The 13,386-nt window shown below is 65.4% G+C and carries 10 protein-coding genes; 2 read left to right on the top strand and 8 right to left on the bottom strand.

The annotated features are described in order from the left end of the window. Positions 1 to 80: 80 nt before the first annotated feature. From GW587_RS16760 to GW587_RS16740, 5 genes are all read right to left on the bottom strand, one after another. Positions 81 to 683 (bottom strand): PqiC family protein, encoded by a 603-nt coding sequence (locus tag GW587_RS16760; RefSeq protein WP_166105329.1) that lies wholly within the window; start codon positions 681 to 683, stop codon positions 81 to 83. Then, complete coding sequence (locus GW587_RS16755) at positions 680 to 2,305, bottom strand: PqiB family protein (RefSeq protein WP_166105326.1); 1,626 nt, start codon at positions 2,303 to 2,305, stop codon at positions 680 to 682. Before GW587_RS16755 ends, GW587_RS16760 begins: the two co-directional genes overlap by 4 nt. Further along, positions 2,298 to 3,563, bottom strand: a complete 1,266-nt coding sequence (locus tag GW587_RS16750) for a paraquat-inducible protein A (protein WP_166105323.1) — start codon at positions 3,561 to 3,563, stop codon at positions 2,298 to 2,300. The genes GW587_RS16755 and GW587_RS16750 overlap by 8 nt, the downstream gene beginning before the upstream one ends. A gap of 98 nt (positions 3,564 to 3,661) precedes the next feature. Next, complete coding sequence (locus GW587_RS16745; protein WP_166105320.1) at positions 3,662 to 4,891, bottom strand: M20/M25/M40 family metallo-hydrolase; 1,230 nt, start codon at positions 4,889 to 4,891, stop codon at positions 3,662 to 3,664. 11 nt (positions 4,892 to 4,902) lie between these two features. After that, positions 4,903 to 6,111, bottom strand: coding sequence for a urate hydroxylase PuuD (locus tag GW587_RS16740; RefSeq protein ID WP_166105317.1), 1,209 nt, complete (start codon positions 6,109 to 6,111; stop codon positions 4,903 to 4,905). Between the two features lie 123 nt (positions 6,112 to 6,234). On the opposite strand from GW587_RS16740, the gene GW587_RS16735 reads away from it, so the two are divergent. Together GW587_RS16735 and GW587_RS16730 are read left to right on the top strand one after the other, a co-directional pair. Then, the gene (locus tag GW587_RS16735; protein ID WP_166105314.1) at positions 6,235 to 7,176 is read left to right on the top strand and encodes a LysR substrate-binding domain-containing protein; all 942 of its coding nucleotides are present in this window, start codon (positions 6,235 to 6,237) and stop codon (positions 7,174 to 7,176) included. Between the two features lie 69 nt (positions 7,177 to 7,245). Continuing rightward, positions 7,246 to 9,012, top strand: coding sequence for an allantoate amidohydrolase (locus tag GW587_RS16730; protein ID WP_166105311.1), 1,767 nt, complete (start codon positions 7,246 to 7,248; stop codon positions 9,010 to 9,012). Here GW587_RS16730 and GW587_RS16725 read toward each other — a convergent pair. From GW587_RS16725 to GW587_RS16715, 3 genes are all read right to left on the bottom strand, one after another. Continuing rightward, a complete protein-coding gene (locus GW587_RS16725) occupies positions 9,000 to 10,379 on the bottom strand; it encodes a tetratricopeptide repeat protein (RefSeq protein ID WP_166105309.1) in 1,380 nt (459 codons plus the stop codon). The two genes, GW587_RS16730 and GW587_RS16725, sit on opposite strands and share 13 nt — an antisense overlap. Next, positions 10,379 to 12,055: a putative bifunctional diguanylate cyclase/phosphodiesterase gene (locus GW587_RS16720; RefSeq protein ID WP_166105306.1), complete on the bottom strand. Its 1,677-nt coding sequence runs from the start codon at positions 12,053 to 12,055 to the stop codon at positions 10,379 to 10,381. The genes GW587_RS16725 and GW587_RS16720 overlap by 1 nt, the downstream gene beginning before the upstream one ends. A 66-nt stretch (positions 12,056 to 12,121) precedes the next feature. Further along, positions 12,122 to 13,357, bottom strand: a complete 1,236-nt coding sequence (locus tag GW587_RS16715) for a Zn-dependent hydrolase (protein WP_207393524.1) — start codon at positions 13,355 to 13,357, stop codon at positions 12,122 to 12,124. Positions 13,358 to 13,386 lie beyond the last annotated feature (29 nt).

The following is a 13,386-nucleotide window of genomic DNA, read 5'->3' as shown; positions in this document are numbered from 1 at the left end:
ACAGGCTCAACCGTAGCGGCCGCTACGGTTGAGCCTGTGTCCAGTTTTTAGCTCTGACCCCGGATTATTGGGACACGCACTCAGCAGGTTGGCGGGGTACCGGCGGCGATGGCGAGGACGGCTTTCGAGATGTCGGCGGCGATCCGGGCGACGGCGCGGCGGTGGCCGGCCACCAGCGCGTCGTAGCCGGCGGCGACCTGCTCGTTGGCGACGCTGCGGCAGGTCAGCACCTTGCTGCTGCCCACCAGCCGCACGCTCCATACCGCGTCGATCAAGGCGTACTGCCCCGGCGCGGATTCGAAACGCTGCACGTTGGTGCTGATGCGGTACACCGGCGCGCTGTCCGGCGTCGGCGTGCGGAACACGTCGATCGTCCCCAGCTCGCCCGATATCGCCAGCGACAAGGCCTGCCCGATCTCCGACGCCGGCGGCGACGACCAGCGCTCCTGCTCCAGCAGATCGATCCTCCCCGCGCCGGTGCTCACCACCAGCTGGTTGCGCGCCACCTGCTGCGGCACCGTCACCGCCGGCACTTCGATGTAGTAGGCGGCGCGCGGGGCCTTGGCTTCCGTGACGCCCATGCCGTTACTCAAGCTGTAGAAGCGCTCCGGCGGCGCGCTGGCGCAGCCGGCCAGCAACGCCAGCGCTACGGCGCCGGCGGCGGCATTCATTGGTCGCATCATTTCTGTTCTCCTTTTTTCTCCTGCTTGCCGCGTATCAGCGACTCGGGATGACGCTCCAGATAATCCGACAGCGCGTTCAGCGATTGCATCGTCTGCGTCAGCTGCTGCAACGCTTCGCGCAGGTCCGACTGCACCGGCGAATCCTTCTGCAACAGCTGGTCGGCGGTGCTGAAGGTCTTGCGTGCCGCGCCCAGCGTGTCCTTCATCTCCGGCACCACCTGCGTATCGAGCTGCTTGAACAGCACGTTGGCGGTCTTCAGCGTGTCGCGCAGGTTGTTGCCGATTTCTTCAAACGGCACCTTGTCCAATTTGCGCGCGATGCTGGAGAGCTGCGTCTGTAACTCGTCCAGACTGTTCGGCACCGTCGGCACCTCCATCGGATACTGCGTCACGTCGACCTTGACCTTGGCCGCGTTGGGGAAGAAGTCCAGCGCCACGTACAACTGCCCGGTCAGCAGGTTCCCGGTGCGCAGCTGGCCGCGCAGCCCGCGTTCCACCATCCGCTCCAGCACCAGCGGGCCGGCGTTGCGATCCTGGTCGTCGGCCAGCGTCTTCTGGAAGCTGCGTCCCAGCCGCGCCGGATACATGTCGACCGTGACCGGCATGCGGAAGCTTTTCTTGACCGGGTCGAATTCGACGCCCACCGAGCGTACTTCACCCATGACGATGCCGCGGAAGTCCACCGGCGCGCCCGGAGACAAGCCGCGCAGCGATTGATCGAAGTACAGCACCGTGGTGATCGGCGTGCCGTCCGGTTCGCGCAGCGCGCTGGCCTGGTCGGCCGCCAGCAGGAAGTTGCTGCCGGCCGCCGCCACCGCGTCCGGCTTCTGCCCGGTCATCGATTCGAAGGCGATGCCGCCCACCAGCACCGCCGCCAGCGATTGCGTGTTGACCTTGAAGCCGCTGGAGTCGAGCCGCACGTCGACGCCGCTGGCATGCCACCAGCGCGTGTTCTTGCCGACATACTGGTCGTACGGCGCGGTGACGAATACCCCGATCTTCACGCCGCGCCCCTTGTCGTCGAGGTCGAAGCTGGTCACCTGCCCCACCTGGATGCGGCGGTAGAAGATCGGCGAGCCGACATCGACCGAGCCGAGGTTGTCGCTGTGGAGCGTGTAGGCGCTGCCCTTCTCGTCGCCCGCGACCTGCGCCGGCTTTTCCAGCCCGACGAATTCCTTGCTGGTCTCTTCGGACTTGCCGGCGTCGACGCCGATGTAGGCGCCGGACAGCAAGGTGCCCAGCCCCGATACGCCGCTGGCGCCGACGCGCGGCCGCACCACCCAGAAGCGCGAATCGGCGGCGGTGAAGCGGCTGGCGCCCTTGCTCATCTCGATCGTCACCAGCACCTTGGACAGGTCGCGCGACAGCGATATGGTGCGCACCAGACCAATGTCGACGTCCTTGTACTTGACCTTGGTCTTGCCCGGCTCCAGCCCATCGCCGGTGCGGAAGCTGACCGTGACCGTCTCGCCCTGGTCGATGATGGACTTGGCCACCAGCGCCACGCCGATCAGCGCCGCCAGCAGCGGTATCAGCCACACCAGCGACGGCAGCCAGCGGCTGGCCTTTTCCACGTGCGGTTGCGGCAGCGGCGGCGGCGCGCCGTTCTCGTTTTCAGACATGCTTCTCTCCAGATGTATCGATGGGATCCCAGATCAGGCGCGGATCGAACTGCATGGACGCGATCATGGTCAGCACCACCACCGCGCAAAACGCCATCGCTCCCGGTCCGGCCGTGATCACGGCCAGCGACTGGAAGCGCACCAGCGCCACCGTCAGCGTAATGACGAAAATATCGAGCATCGACCAGCGGCCGACGAATTCAACGATCCGGTATAACACCGTGCGTTGCAAGGGCTGCCAGCGCGAGCGCCGCTGCGCGGTGTAGGCCAGCAGCGACAACGAGGCCAGCTTCAGCACCGGCACCACGATGCTGGCGATGAAGATGATCACCGCCAGCGCGGGCGAGCCGCTGGTCCAGAAGTAGACCACGCCGCTGATGATGGTGTCGTCCTCCTTGCCGAACAGAGAGGAGGTGTACATCACCGGCAGCAGGTTGGCGGGGATGTAAAGGATGGTGGCCGCCAGCAGGAAGGCCCAGGTGCGGCCGACGCTCTGCCGGCGACGGCGGTGCAGCCTGGCGCCGCAGCGTTGGCAGTACTGGCGCTGCTTGCCGAACTCGCGCGCCGCGACCAGGCCGCAGGCGGGGCAGTCGATCAGCGGCTTGCCGGCCAGCGCCTGATAGTTGAAGGTCTGCTGCGCGGCGCGGCGCGGTCCCGGCAGGTGCTCGCCGATATTCCACAGGATTTTCGGATCGAAGGCCGTCACGATGGCCAGCATCAGCGTCAGCGCGCCGAAGGCGAACAGGCCCGGTTGCACCAGCACCTGCGCCAGGCTGGTCATCTTGACGATGGTGATCAGGATGCCGATCATCAGCACCTCGGTCATGCCCCAGCGTCGCGCGGCGCCCACCGCGCGCAGCAGATGGTCGAAGCCGGGCGGACGGTAGCCGCCGCGCAGCGCCAGCGTCACATACAGCAGAGAGCCCAGCTCCACCGCCGGCAGCAGGATCGTGAACAGGAAGACGACGATCGCCACCAGCTGCATCTGCTCCAGCCACATGACGCGGATGGCGCCCAGCAGCGTGGCGCTGGTGCTGTAGCCGTTGATCTCCAGCTCGACGATGGGGAAGCACTGCGCGATCAGGAAGGTGAAGATGGCGGCCAGCGTGATGGCGGCCATACGGCTGGCGTCGGAATGAATGCCGCGATACAGGATGGCCTGGCAGCGCACGCAGCGCGCTTTTTCGCGCGGGCGCACCGGGCGGCGCAGATGCAGCACGCCGCAGTCGTGACAGGTGATCAAGTCGTATCGATGCACAGGCCGGCCATAGGGTCAATAATGACCCTATGATACGACACTCGGGCGAAACGACTGTGTACGCTCGGACACATTCGCCCGAAGCCGGGCGATGTCGCTCAGCCCAGGAAATCCAGCAGCGTGGCGGCGACGATTTTGGTGGCCTTCCTCAAATCCTCCAGCAGCAGCCGCTCGTCTGCTTTCTTGGCGTTCGACTCCGGCACGGTGCGCGGGCCGGCGCCGTACAGCACCGCTGGAATGCCATGTTCGCCGTACAGGCGCGCGTCCGCATACAGCGGCGTGCCCTGCGCCGGGATGGTCTCGCCGATGACGCTTTGCGCGTTGCGTTGCAGGCTGTCGACCAGCTTTTGCGTGCCAGGCAACTCGCGCAGCGCGTGCGACAGCAGCAGGCGCTTGATATCCAGCGTGATGCCGGGCTGGCCGCGCACCGCGTCCTCGATCAGCGCGCGCACCTGCGCCTCCACCGCGGCCGGATCCTCTTCCGGGATCATGCGGCGGTCCATCTTCAGCACCACCTTGCCCGGCACCACGTTGGTGTTGGTGCCGCCGTCGATGCGGCCCACCAGCATGGTCGGCGAGTCGATGCCGGCCACCTTGGACTTGATCTTCTTTAGCTTCGGCAGCTGGTCGTAGATCGCGTTGAGGATGCGCGTGGCCGCCTGCAAGGCGTCGTGGCCGGTCTCCGGCATCGCGCCGTGGCCGGACTTGCCGTTGACCGTGATCTCCAGTTGCAGGCATGCGTTGTGCGCGGTGACGATGTTGTAGCTGAAGCCCGCCGCGATCACGTAGTCCGGCCTGGTCAACCCCTGCTCCAGCAGCCAGCCCGGCCCGAGCAGGCCGCCGAATTCCTCGTCGTAGGTGAAGTGCAGTTCCAAGCCGCCCTTGAGCGGCACGCCCAGCGCCTCCAGCGCGCGCGCGGCGAAGATGTAGGTGGCGAAGTCGCACTTGGAGACGGCGGCGGCACGGCCGTAGATATAGCCGTCGGCGATCACGCCGCCATACGGCGGATAGGTCCAGTTGTCGCCCGGCGGCACCACGTCGCCGTGCGCGTTGAGCGCCACGGTCGGGCCGCCCGGCTGATACAGCCGGCGCACGATCAGGTTGGTGATCGATTCCATGCCGTAGTCCTGCACCGCCTGCGCCGGCACGGCGTGCTTCTCGGCGGTCCAGCCGTAGGCCTGCACCAACCCGGCCACCAGTTCCGCGTGCGGCGCGTTGTTGCCGGGCGGCGTATCGGTCGGGACGCGCAGCACCTGCTGCAGGAAGGCGACTTCCTCGTCAAAGTGCGCGTCGATCCACTGCGCCAGTTGTTCTTTTGGAGTGCTCATATCGTGTTCCTTCATTTTGCGCCGGCGTGGAACCAGGCCGCGAGTTGGGCGCGTTCGGCGTCCGTCATATTGGTCAGGTTCGCCAGCGGCATGGCTTTCAGCTCGACCGCCTGCTTGTAGATTTTTTCCGCGTTCTGGTGGATCTGGTCGGCGTTGTCCAACGCGATGCCGGCCGGCGCGGTGGCGAAGCCGGCCTGGGTCGGATGCGCCGAGTGGCAGGCCACGCAGCGCTGATCGATGACCGACTTGACTTTGGCGAATTCCGCCGCCGGATCGGCGGCGGCAGCCACCGCGACCGGACGCGCCGGCGCGATCGCCACCGCCACGCCGGCCAGCAGCGCGACGCCGATGGCCGGATAGCGCCACTCGACGCGGCCCTTGTGGCGCAGGTTGAAGAAGTGGCGGATGAAGACCCCGGCCGCCATGATGAACGCCAGCACCAGCCAGGCATGATCGTGACGATAGGTCATCGCGTAGTGGTTGCTGATCATGATGAACAGCACCGGCAGCGTGAAGTAGTTATTGTGCACGCTGCGCTGCTTGGCCTTCTGGCCGTGGATCGGATCGGGCATGCGGCCGGCCGACATGGCCTCGACCATCTTGCGCTGGCCGGGAATGATCAGCATCAGCACATTGCCGACCATGATGGTGCCGATCAGCGCGCCGACGTGGATGTAGGCCGCGCGTCCGCTCAGCACATGCGTCAGGCCGTACGCCGCCGCGACGATCAGCACGAACACCACGATGCCGAACCACAGGTCGCGCTTGCCCAGCGGCGAGCGGCACAGCAGGTCGTACACGGTCCAGCCGACCACCAGCGTGCCGACGCCGATGCCGATCGCCTGAAGGCTGCTAATGTCGGCCACCGATTTATCGATCATCATCGCCTGCGCGTTGAAGTAGTAGGCGATGGTCAGCAGCGCGATGCCGGACAGCCAGGTGGAATAAGCCTCCCACTTAAACCAGTGCAGCTCCTTCGGCAGTTCGGCCGGCGCCACCAGGTATTTTTGCGGGTTGTAGAAGCCCCCGCCATGCACCGCCCACAATTCGCCCGACACGCCCTTCTTCGCCAGCTCCGATCCGGCGGCGGGCGGGCGGATCGAGTTATCCAGCCAGACGAAGTAGAACGAGGCGCCTATCCAGGCGATGCCGGTGATGACATGCAGCCAGCGCACAATCAGGTTCAACCACTCGAGGCCATAGGGGATCAGGTATTCCATGTGTGCTTTCAGGTCAAAGATGTGGCTAATTTACAGAAGATAAACGGAATCGGTTCCGAGCACATGAACATTAGAGTATATTAAACATATCCGATCCCATATACCGAAGACCAAACGCACCTCATGGCCGCCTTGCCGCAACACCTGGACCTGCACCTTATCCGCATTCTCTACCTGCTACTGGTGGAAAAAAACGTCTCACGCGTCGCCCTCAAACTGAATCAGCCGCAGCCCTCGATCTCCGCCTCGCTGCGCAAGCTGCGCGAGCTGACCGGCGATCCGCTGCTGGTGCGCGGCGCGCGCGGCATGGTGCCGACCCAGCACGGCGAGAGCCTGCTGATCCCGGCCAAGCGCATCCTCGACGAGACCGAGAACCTGTTCCTGAAAAAGTCGCCCTTCATTCCGCAGGAAGAGGCGCGCACCTTCCACGTCGCCGCGCCGGATTACCTGGACAGCCAGTTCCTGCCGAATCTCGTGGCGCTGCTGCGGCGCGGTTCGCCCAACAGCCGCATCAAGATCCACAGCCTGGGACCGGGCGTGGACTATGTTCGCTTGCTGTCGGACGGCGACATGGACCTGGTCATCGCCAACTGGGACGAGCCGCCCGAACATCTGCACATGTCCAAGCTATTCGAGGATCCGATCATCTGCGTGATGCGCGCGGACTGTCCCTACGCGCTGCGCACCGCCGGCGACGAAATGACGCTCAACGATTACCTCACGCTGCCGCACGTGGCGCCGACCCAGATCTTGCCAGGCTACCACGGCGTCATCGACGACTACCTGGAACGACAGGGCATGCAGCGCAACGTCATGGTGGAATCGGCTTACTTCGGCCTGATCCCCAACATGCTGGCGCAGACCGACCTGGTGCTGACCACCGGCCGCCAGTTTGTGCGCCACTACGAAAAGCAGATGTCGCTGAAGACCTATTCGGTGCCGGTGAAATTCCCGGCGATGCGCTTCTACCAGCTGTGGCACGAGCGCGTGCACCAGGCGCCGGAACACAAGTGGCTGCGCGAGCAGGTCTCGGCCGCCGCCAAGGGACTGGCGACGCAGAAGTAAGCGCAGTCATATAAACCTTACCGCATACCGCATATATCGCGGTGGCGCTTGCAAGCTATGATGGTGACCATGATGACACTCTCCGAATTAAACAGCTGCGACACCGCCACCTTCACCGACCACCTGCGCGGCATCTACGAGCATTCGCCGTGGATACCGGAACGGGCTGCGGCGCAGCGGCCCTTCGTCAACGCCACCGCCTTGAAGCTGGCCTTGCAGTCGGTGGTCAGCGCCGCTGCGCTGGACGAGCAACTGGGCTTGATCCGCGCCCACCCCGAGCTGGCGGGCAAGGCCGCCGTCGCCGGCCAGCTGACGGCGGAATCGACCAGCGAACAAGCCAAGTCCGGCCTGCATCTTTGCAGCGCGGACGAATTCGCCGTGCTGCACCAGCTGAACGCGGACTACAACGCGAAGTTCGGCTTCCCGTTCATCCTCGCGGTCAAGGGCCCGGATGGCCAGGGGCTGACGCGGCGCGCCATCATCGCCACCTTCACGCGCCGCCTGAAAAACCAGCGCGCGGACGAAATCGCCGAGTGTCTTCGCCAGATCAAGCGCATCGCCGAGATCCGTCTCAACGATCTGCTGGGCGTGACGCTGGACTTCGGTCCGGCCATCATGCAGTGGTGCGAGACGCTCGGCGCCTGGAGCGATGCGGACAACACCGGCGCCGCCGACTTCGACCTGACCTGCGCCTACATGACGCCGGCCCACCGCCGGACCGCCGCGCAGCTGGCGGACTGGATGCGCGAGGCGGGAATGGACGCGCATATCGATGCGGTCGGCAACGTGGTCGGCGTCTACCGCTCCGATGTCGACGGCGCCAAGACCTTGATGACCGGCTCGCATTACGACACGGTGCGCAATGGCGGCAAGTACGACGGCCGTCTCGGCATCCTGCTGCCGATCGCCATCGTGCGCCATCTGCACCAGCGCGGCGAGAAGCTGCCGTTCCATTTCGAGATCGTCGGTTTCGCGGAGGAGGAAGGTGTGCGCTTCAAGAGCACTTTCCTGGGCAGTAATGCGGTGACGGGGCGTTTCGATCTGTCGCTGCTGGATCAGACGGATGCCGATGGCGTCAGCATGCGCGAGGCTTTGCTGGCGGCCGGTCATGACGTCAGCCGCATTCCCGCCATCGCGCGCGATCCTGCGGAGTTGCTTGGTTTCGTGGAGGTGCATATCGAGCAGGGACCGGTGCTGCTGGAGCGCGATCTGGCGCTGGGCGTGGTCACCGCCATCGCCGGCAGCTCGCGATATCTGGTGGAGTTGACCGGGCTTGCCAGCCATGCCGGCACCACGCCGATGACCATGCGTAAGGATGCGGCGGCGGCGGCGGCGGAAATCGTGCTGCTGGTGGAGCGGCGTTGCGCGCAGGGTGAAGCGCTGGTCGGAACGGTTGGGCAGTTGCAGGTGCCTGGCGGTTCGGTCAATGTGATTCCGGGGGCGTGCAAGCTGTCGCTGGATATCCGCGCCGCCGACGATGCGGTACGGCTGGCGGCGGTCAAGGATGTATTGGACGGCATCGCCGCGATTTGCGCGCGCCGGCAGGTCGAGTTCTCGCTTCAGCAGATTGTCGACGCCTCGGCCGCACCGTGTTCGCCGCGTTTGATGCGGCAGTTCGGCGACGCCGTCATGCGGGCGGGTCTTCCACGTTTCGACCTGCTGTCCGGCGCGGGGCATGACGCCATGGCGATGGCCGCCATCACCGAAGTGGCGATGCTGTTCACGCGCTGCGGCAACGGCGGCATCAGCCACAACCCGCTGGAAACCATGACCGCCGACGACGCCGACATCGCCGCCCACGTCCTGCTCGACTTCCTGCGCAGCTACCAGGCCTGAGCCGGCGGCGACGACGACGCCAGTTGCGCCAGCGCCGCCGCCACTTCCGTGATGACCGGTGCCCAGCCGCCGCCGGGCCGCTGGCGGAACAGGCGCATCGATGGATACCATGGGCTGTCATCGCGCTCCGTCATCCATCGCCAGTCGCAACGATAGTCGGGCAACAGCAGCCAGCACGGCTTGCCCAGCGCCCCCGCCAGATGCGCCACCGCCGTATCGACGCTGATCACCAGATCCAGATTCGCCATCACCGCCGCCGTGTCGGCAAAATCCCCGAGCAGCGGGCCGATCGCGTGCAACGACATGCCCGCCGGCGGCTGCAACGCCTCCTCCTCGCCCGCCCCTTTCTGCAAGCTGACGAAGTGCGCCGGCACGGTCGCCAGCGGCGCCAGCGTCATCACTGACGGCAGCGAACGATCCGCATCGTTCTCGAAATTGGGATTGCCCTTCCATGCCAAACCAACGCGCAAGCCCCGCTGCGGCAAGCGCCCGCCCCACTGCCGCACCAGCTCCGGCCGCGCCGACAGATAAGGCACCGCAGCCGGAATACCGTCCATCTGCGTGCCGAACAAACCTGGCAAGCGCATGGCCCGCGTCCAGAAATCCCACCCCTCGGCCGGCATCGGCGCCCCGAGCGCATACACCTCATCCACGCCCGGCAGCGTGACGAACAGGCGCACCAGCGACGGATGACACACCACCGCAACCCGCGCCGCGCCGCGCTCCTTCAACAACGCCGCATAGCGGAAAAAATGTATGGTGTCGCCATTGCCCGCCTCCTGCATGACGACCACCGACCGCCCATCCAGCGACTGCCCCTCCCACAAAGGACAATCGACCGCCTGCGGCACCTGATCGAAATCCCAGCGCGCATCCAGCATCCGCCAACCCTCCGCGAACCGCGCCTGACGCAGCAGCAGATAGCTCAGATTGAAGCGCGCCCGCGCATGCTGCGGATCCAGCGCAAGCGCCTCGCGGTAGCAAGCCTCGCCGTCCGCCTCGCGATGCGTACACACCAGCAGCATGCCCAACTGACTCCATGCCGATGCCGACTCCGGCGCCAATTCCACCGCCGCGCGCATCGCCGGTTCGGCGTCGGCAAAGCGCTTCTCGCGCCACAGCAGCACGCCCAGGTTCTGATACAGCTGCGCATGATCCGGCATCAGCGCGATCGCTTGCAGATAATGGAACTCCGCCTCCGCCAGCGCGCCCTGCCGCTCCTTCAGATAACCGAGATTGGCGCGCGCCGGCCCATGCAGAGGCTCCAGCGCAAGCGCGCGCAGATAGCACGCCTCGGCGCCGGCATCATCGCCGTCCGCCATGCGGTGATTTCCATCGAGGTAGGCTTGCTGCGGATCGGTATGCATCAAAATAACGACGCCAATTCCGCTTCGGGAACCGGCTTGCTGAACAGGTAGCCCTGATAATATCCGCAACCCTCGGAACGGATAAAGGACAACTGCTCCGCCGTCTCCACGCCCTCGGCCAGCACCGACATCTTCAGCGCCTTGCCCAGCGCGACGATGATGCGCACGATGGCCGCGCCATGCCCCTCCATGAACGCCTCGCGGATGAAGGAACGGTCGATCTTCAACTGATCCAACGGCAACCGGTGCAGATAGGACAGCGACGAATAACCGGTACCGAAATCGTCCAGCGAAAAGCTGACGCCGGCCTCGCGCAACCGCTGCATTTTCTTCGCCGTGCCCTCGACATCCGTCAACAGCAAGCTCTCCGTCAATTCCAGCCGCAGCCGGTCGGGCCGAGCGCCGGTCCGCGCCAGCGCTTCCAGCACCTGCTCGACGAAGTCCGGACGATGGAACTGCGCCGTACTGACGTTGACCGCCATTTCCAACATCTCCGTGCGCGGATCGCTCGCCCAGCGCGCCAACAGGCGGCAGGCCTCCTCCATCACCCAGGCGCCCAACGGCAGGATCATATTGGTTTCCTCGGCCACCGCGATGAACTCCATCGGCGACACCAGCCCGCGCAGCGGGTGATTCCAGCGCACCAGCGCCTCGACGCCCATGACGCGACCGTCCACATGCAATTGCGGCTGGTAGTACAGCACGAACTCGCCGCGGTTCAACGCCAGCCGCAGGTCGGCTTCCAGCGTCGCGCGCGCGGAGACACGCGCATGCATCGCCGCGTCGAACAGCGACATGCCGTTGCGCCCCGCCGCCTTGGCCTGGTACATCGCCAGGTCCGCGCGCCGCAGCACCTCGTCCACGCTGAGCGGCTCCCGATTGAAAATGGCGACGCCGATGCTCGGCGTGCTGTAATGGTCCATGCCGGCGATCTGGAACGGCGCGTCGAAGGCCCGCAGCAGCTTGGCCGCACATTCTTGCGCCGCCTGCACCGCCGCCTCCTCGATGAGGCCCAAGTCCTCCAGCAGCACGACGAATTCATCGCCGCCGAAGCGCGCCACCGTATCGCAGCTGCGCACGGCGTTATTCAGACGGTCCGCCACCATTTGCAGCAGCAGGTCGCCCTTGGCGTGGCCGCGCGTGTCGTTGATGCTCTTGAAGTTATCCAGGTCGATGAACAGCACCGCGCCGGGGAGGCCGGAACCGTGGGCGATGCCCAACGCATCCTCCAGACGGTTCAGCAGCAGTTGTCGATTCGGCAGCCCGGTGAGCTTGTCGTAGTAAGCCATGCTGTGGATCTCGGCTTCGATGGCGCGGCGCTCGCTGATGTCGCGGAAGTAGACGGTGAGGCCCTGCTCCGACGGATAGGCGCGGACTTCGGTCCACAAGTCCAGCGGCGCGTAGTGCTCCTCGAACGACACCGGGCTGCCGGTATCGACGGCTTGATGGTAGCAGCGATAATACGGGCCGCCGACCGCTTCCGGAAAGACCTCCCACAAGTTGGTGCCGACCACGTCGTCGAGCGTCACTTGCAGCAGTCGCGCGGCGTTGCCGTTCAAGTAGAGGATCTCCCAATCGTGACCCAGCATCATGACGGCATCCGAGATGCTCTCCAGCGTCGCCGTCAGGGAGATGACATGCAGCGCTTCGGTCTGCGGTTGATGCGATCCTTGCATATCGATAGCAGGCGGGGCCTGGTCCGGTTCAAAATCGGACCAGTATGCACCCCGTCCGCGCGGCGGTCAAACGATGCGCGCGCGCTCCAGCATCGCGTGCAACAGGACGTTGCAGCCGGCTTCCAGATGTTCGGACTTGGCGTCCTCGATTTCATTGTGGCTGATGCCGTCCTTGCAAGGGACGAAGATCATGCCGGCCGGCGCCAGGCGCGCGGCGTAGATCGCATCGTGGCCGGCGCCGGAGACCACGTCCATGGTCGAATATCCCAGCTTGGCGGTGGCGCTGCGCACCGCGTCCACGCATTCGGGATGGAACGGGCATGGCGGGTAGTAGGAGACGCGCTCGATCGAAATCGCCAGGCCGGTTTCGACGCGGGTCTTCTCGATAAAGGCCAGCATTTCCTCGTGCATGGTGTTGAGCAGTTCGTCGTTCACATTGCGCAGGTCGATGCTGAATTTGACTTCGCCCGGGATCACGTTGCGGCTGTTCGGGAATACCTGCACCATGCCGACCGTGCCGCGTCCATACGGCGGATAGCGGTTGGCGATGGCCACCACTTCCTGCATGATCTTCGTCGACACTTGCAGCGCGTCCTTGCGCAGGCCCATCGGCGTCGGACCGGCGTGGGCCTCCATGCCGTTGACCACGCAGTCGTACCACGACAGTCCCATCACCGCCGGCACCACGCCGATCACCTTGTCGGCGTCTTCCAGCACCGGGCCTTGTTCGATATGGGTTTCGAAGTAGGCGCCGATCGGGTGGTCGCCTGGCACCTGGTCGCCCTTGTAGCCGATGCGCGCCAGCTCCTCGCCGACGGTCTTGCCTTCGGTGTCCTTGGCGGCGTAGGCGGTCTCCAGGCTGAAGGCGCCGCAGAACACGCCGGAGCCCATCATCACCGGCACGAAGCGCGAGCCTTCCTCGTTGGTCCAGAAGGCGACTTCGATCGGCGCCTCGGTCTTGATCTGCAAGTCGTTCAGCGTGCGCACCACTTCCAGGCCGGCCAGCACGCCGTAGTTGCCGTCGAATTTGCCGCCGGTAGGCTGGGTGTCGATATGGCTGCCGGTCATCACCGGCGGCAGCGCGTTGTTGGTGCCGTCGCGGCGCATGAAGACGTTGCCGATCTGGTCGATGGTGATCGACATGCCGGCGTCCCTGGCCCAGCCGACCACCAGGTCGCGGCCCTGCTTGTCCAGATCCGTCAGCGCCAGGCGCTTGACGCCGCCCTTGGCGGTCGCGCCGATCTGGGCCAGTTCCATCAGCGCCGCCCACAGGCGGTCGCCATTAATGCGCATATCGGTCATGCCACTTCTCCTGTTGATGCGGCCGGCGC

The sequence above is a fragment of the Duganella aceris genome, from assembly GCF_011090165.1.
Lineage (GTDB): Bacteria > Pseudomonadota > Gammaproteobacteria > Burkholderiales > Burkholderiaceae_D > Rugamonas > Rugamonas aceris.
The sequence above is the reverse complement of the archived record's forward strand: the minus strand, read 5'-3'. Positions and strand labels throughout refer to the sequence as shown.

What these genes read in the sequence shown, in the direction of transcription:
- GW587_RS16760 (WP_166105329.1), bottom strand. Translation starts at nt 683, where the DNA reads ATGATGCGACCAATGAATGCCGCCGCCGGCGCCGTAGCGCTGGCGTTG.
- GW587_RS16755 (WP_166105326.1), bottom strand. Translation starts at nt 2,305, where the DNA reads ATGTCTGAAAACGAGAACGGCGCGCCGCCGCCGCTGCCGCAACCGCAC.
- GW587_RS16745 (WP_166105320.1), bottom strand. Translation starts at nt 4,891, where the DNA reads ATGAGCACTCCAAAAGAACAACTGGCGCAGTGGATCGACGCGCACTTT.
- GW587_RS16740 (WP_166105317.1), bottom strand. Translation starts at nt 6,111, where the DNA reads ATGGAATACCTGATCCCCTATGGCCTCGAGTGGTTGAACCTGATTGTG.
- GW587_RS16735 (WP_166105314.1), top strand. Translation starts at nt 6,235, where the DNA reads ATGGCCGCCTTGCCGCAACACCTGGACCTGCACCTTATCCGCATTCTC.
- GW587_RS16730 (WP_166105311.1), top strand. Translation starts at nt 7,246, where the DNA reads ATGATGACACTCTCCGAATTAAACAGCTGCGACACCGCCACCTTCACC.
- GW587_RS16725 (WP_166105309.1), bottom strand. Translation starts at nt 10,379, where the DNA reads ATGCATACCGATCCGCAGCAAGCCTACCTCGATGGAAATCACCGCATG.
- GW587_RS16720 (WP_166105306.1), bottom strand. Translation starts at nt 12,055, where the DNA reads ATGCAAGGATCGCATCAACCGCAGACCGAAGCGCTGCATGTCATCTCC.
- GW587_RS16715 (WP_207393524.1), bottom strand. Translation starts at nt 13,357, where the DNA reads ATGACCGATATGCGCATTAATGGCGACCGCCTGTGGGCGGCGCTGATG.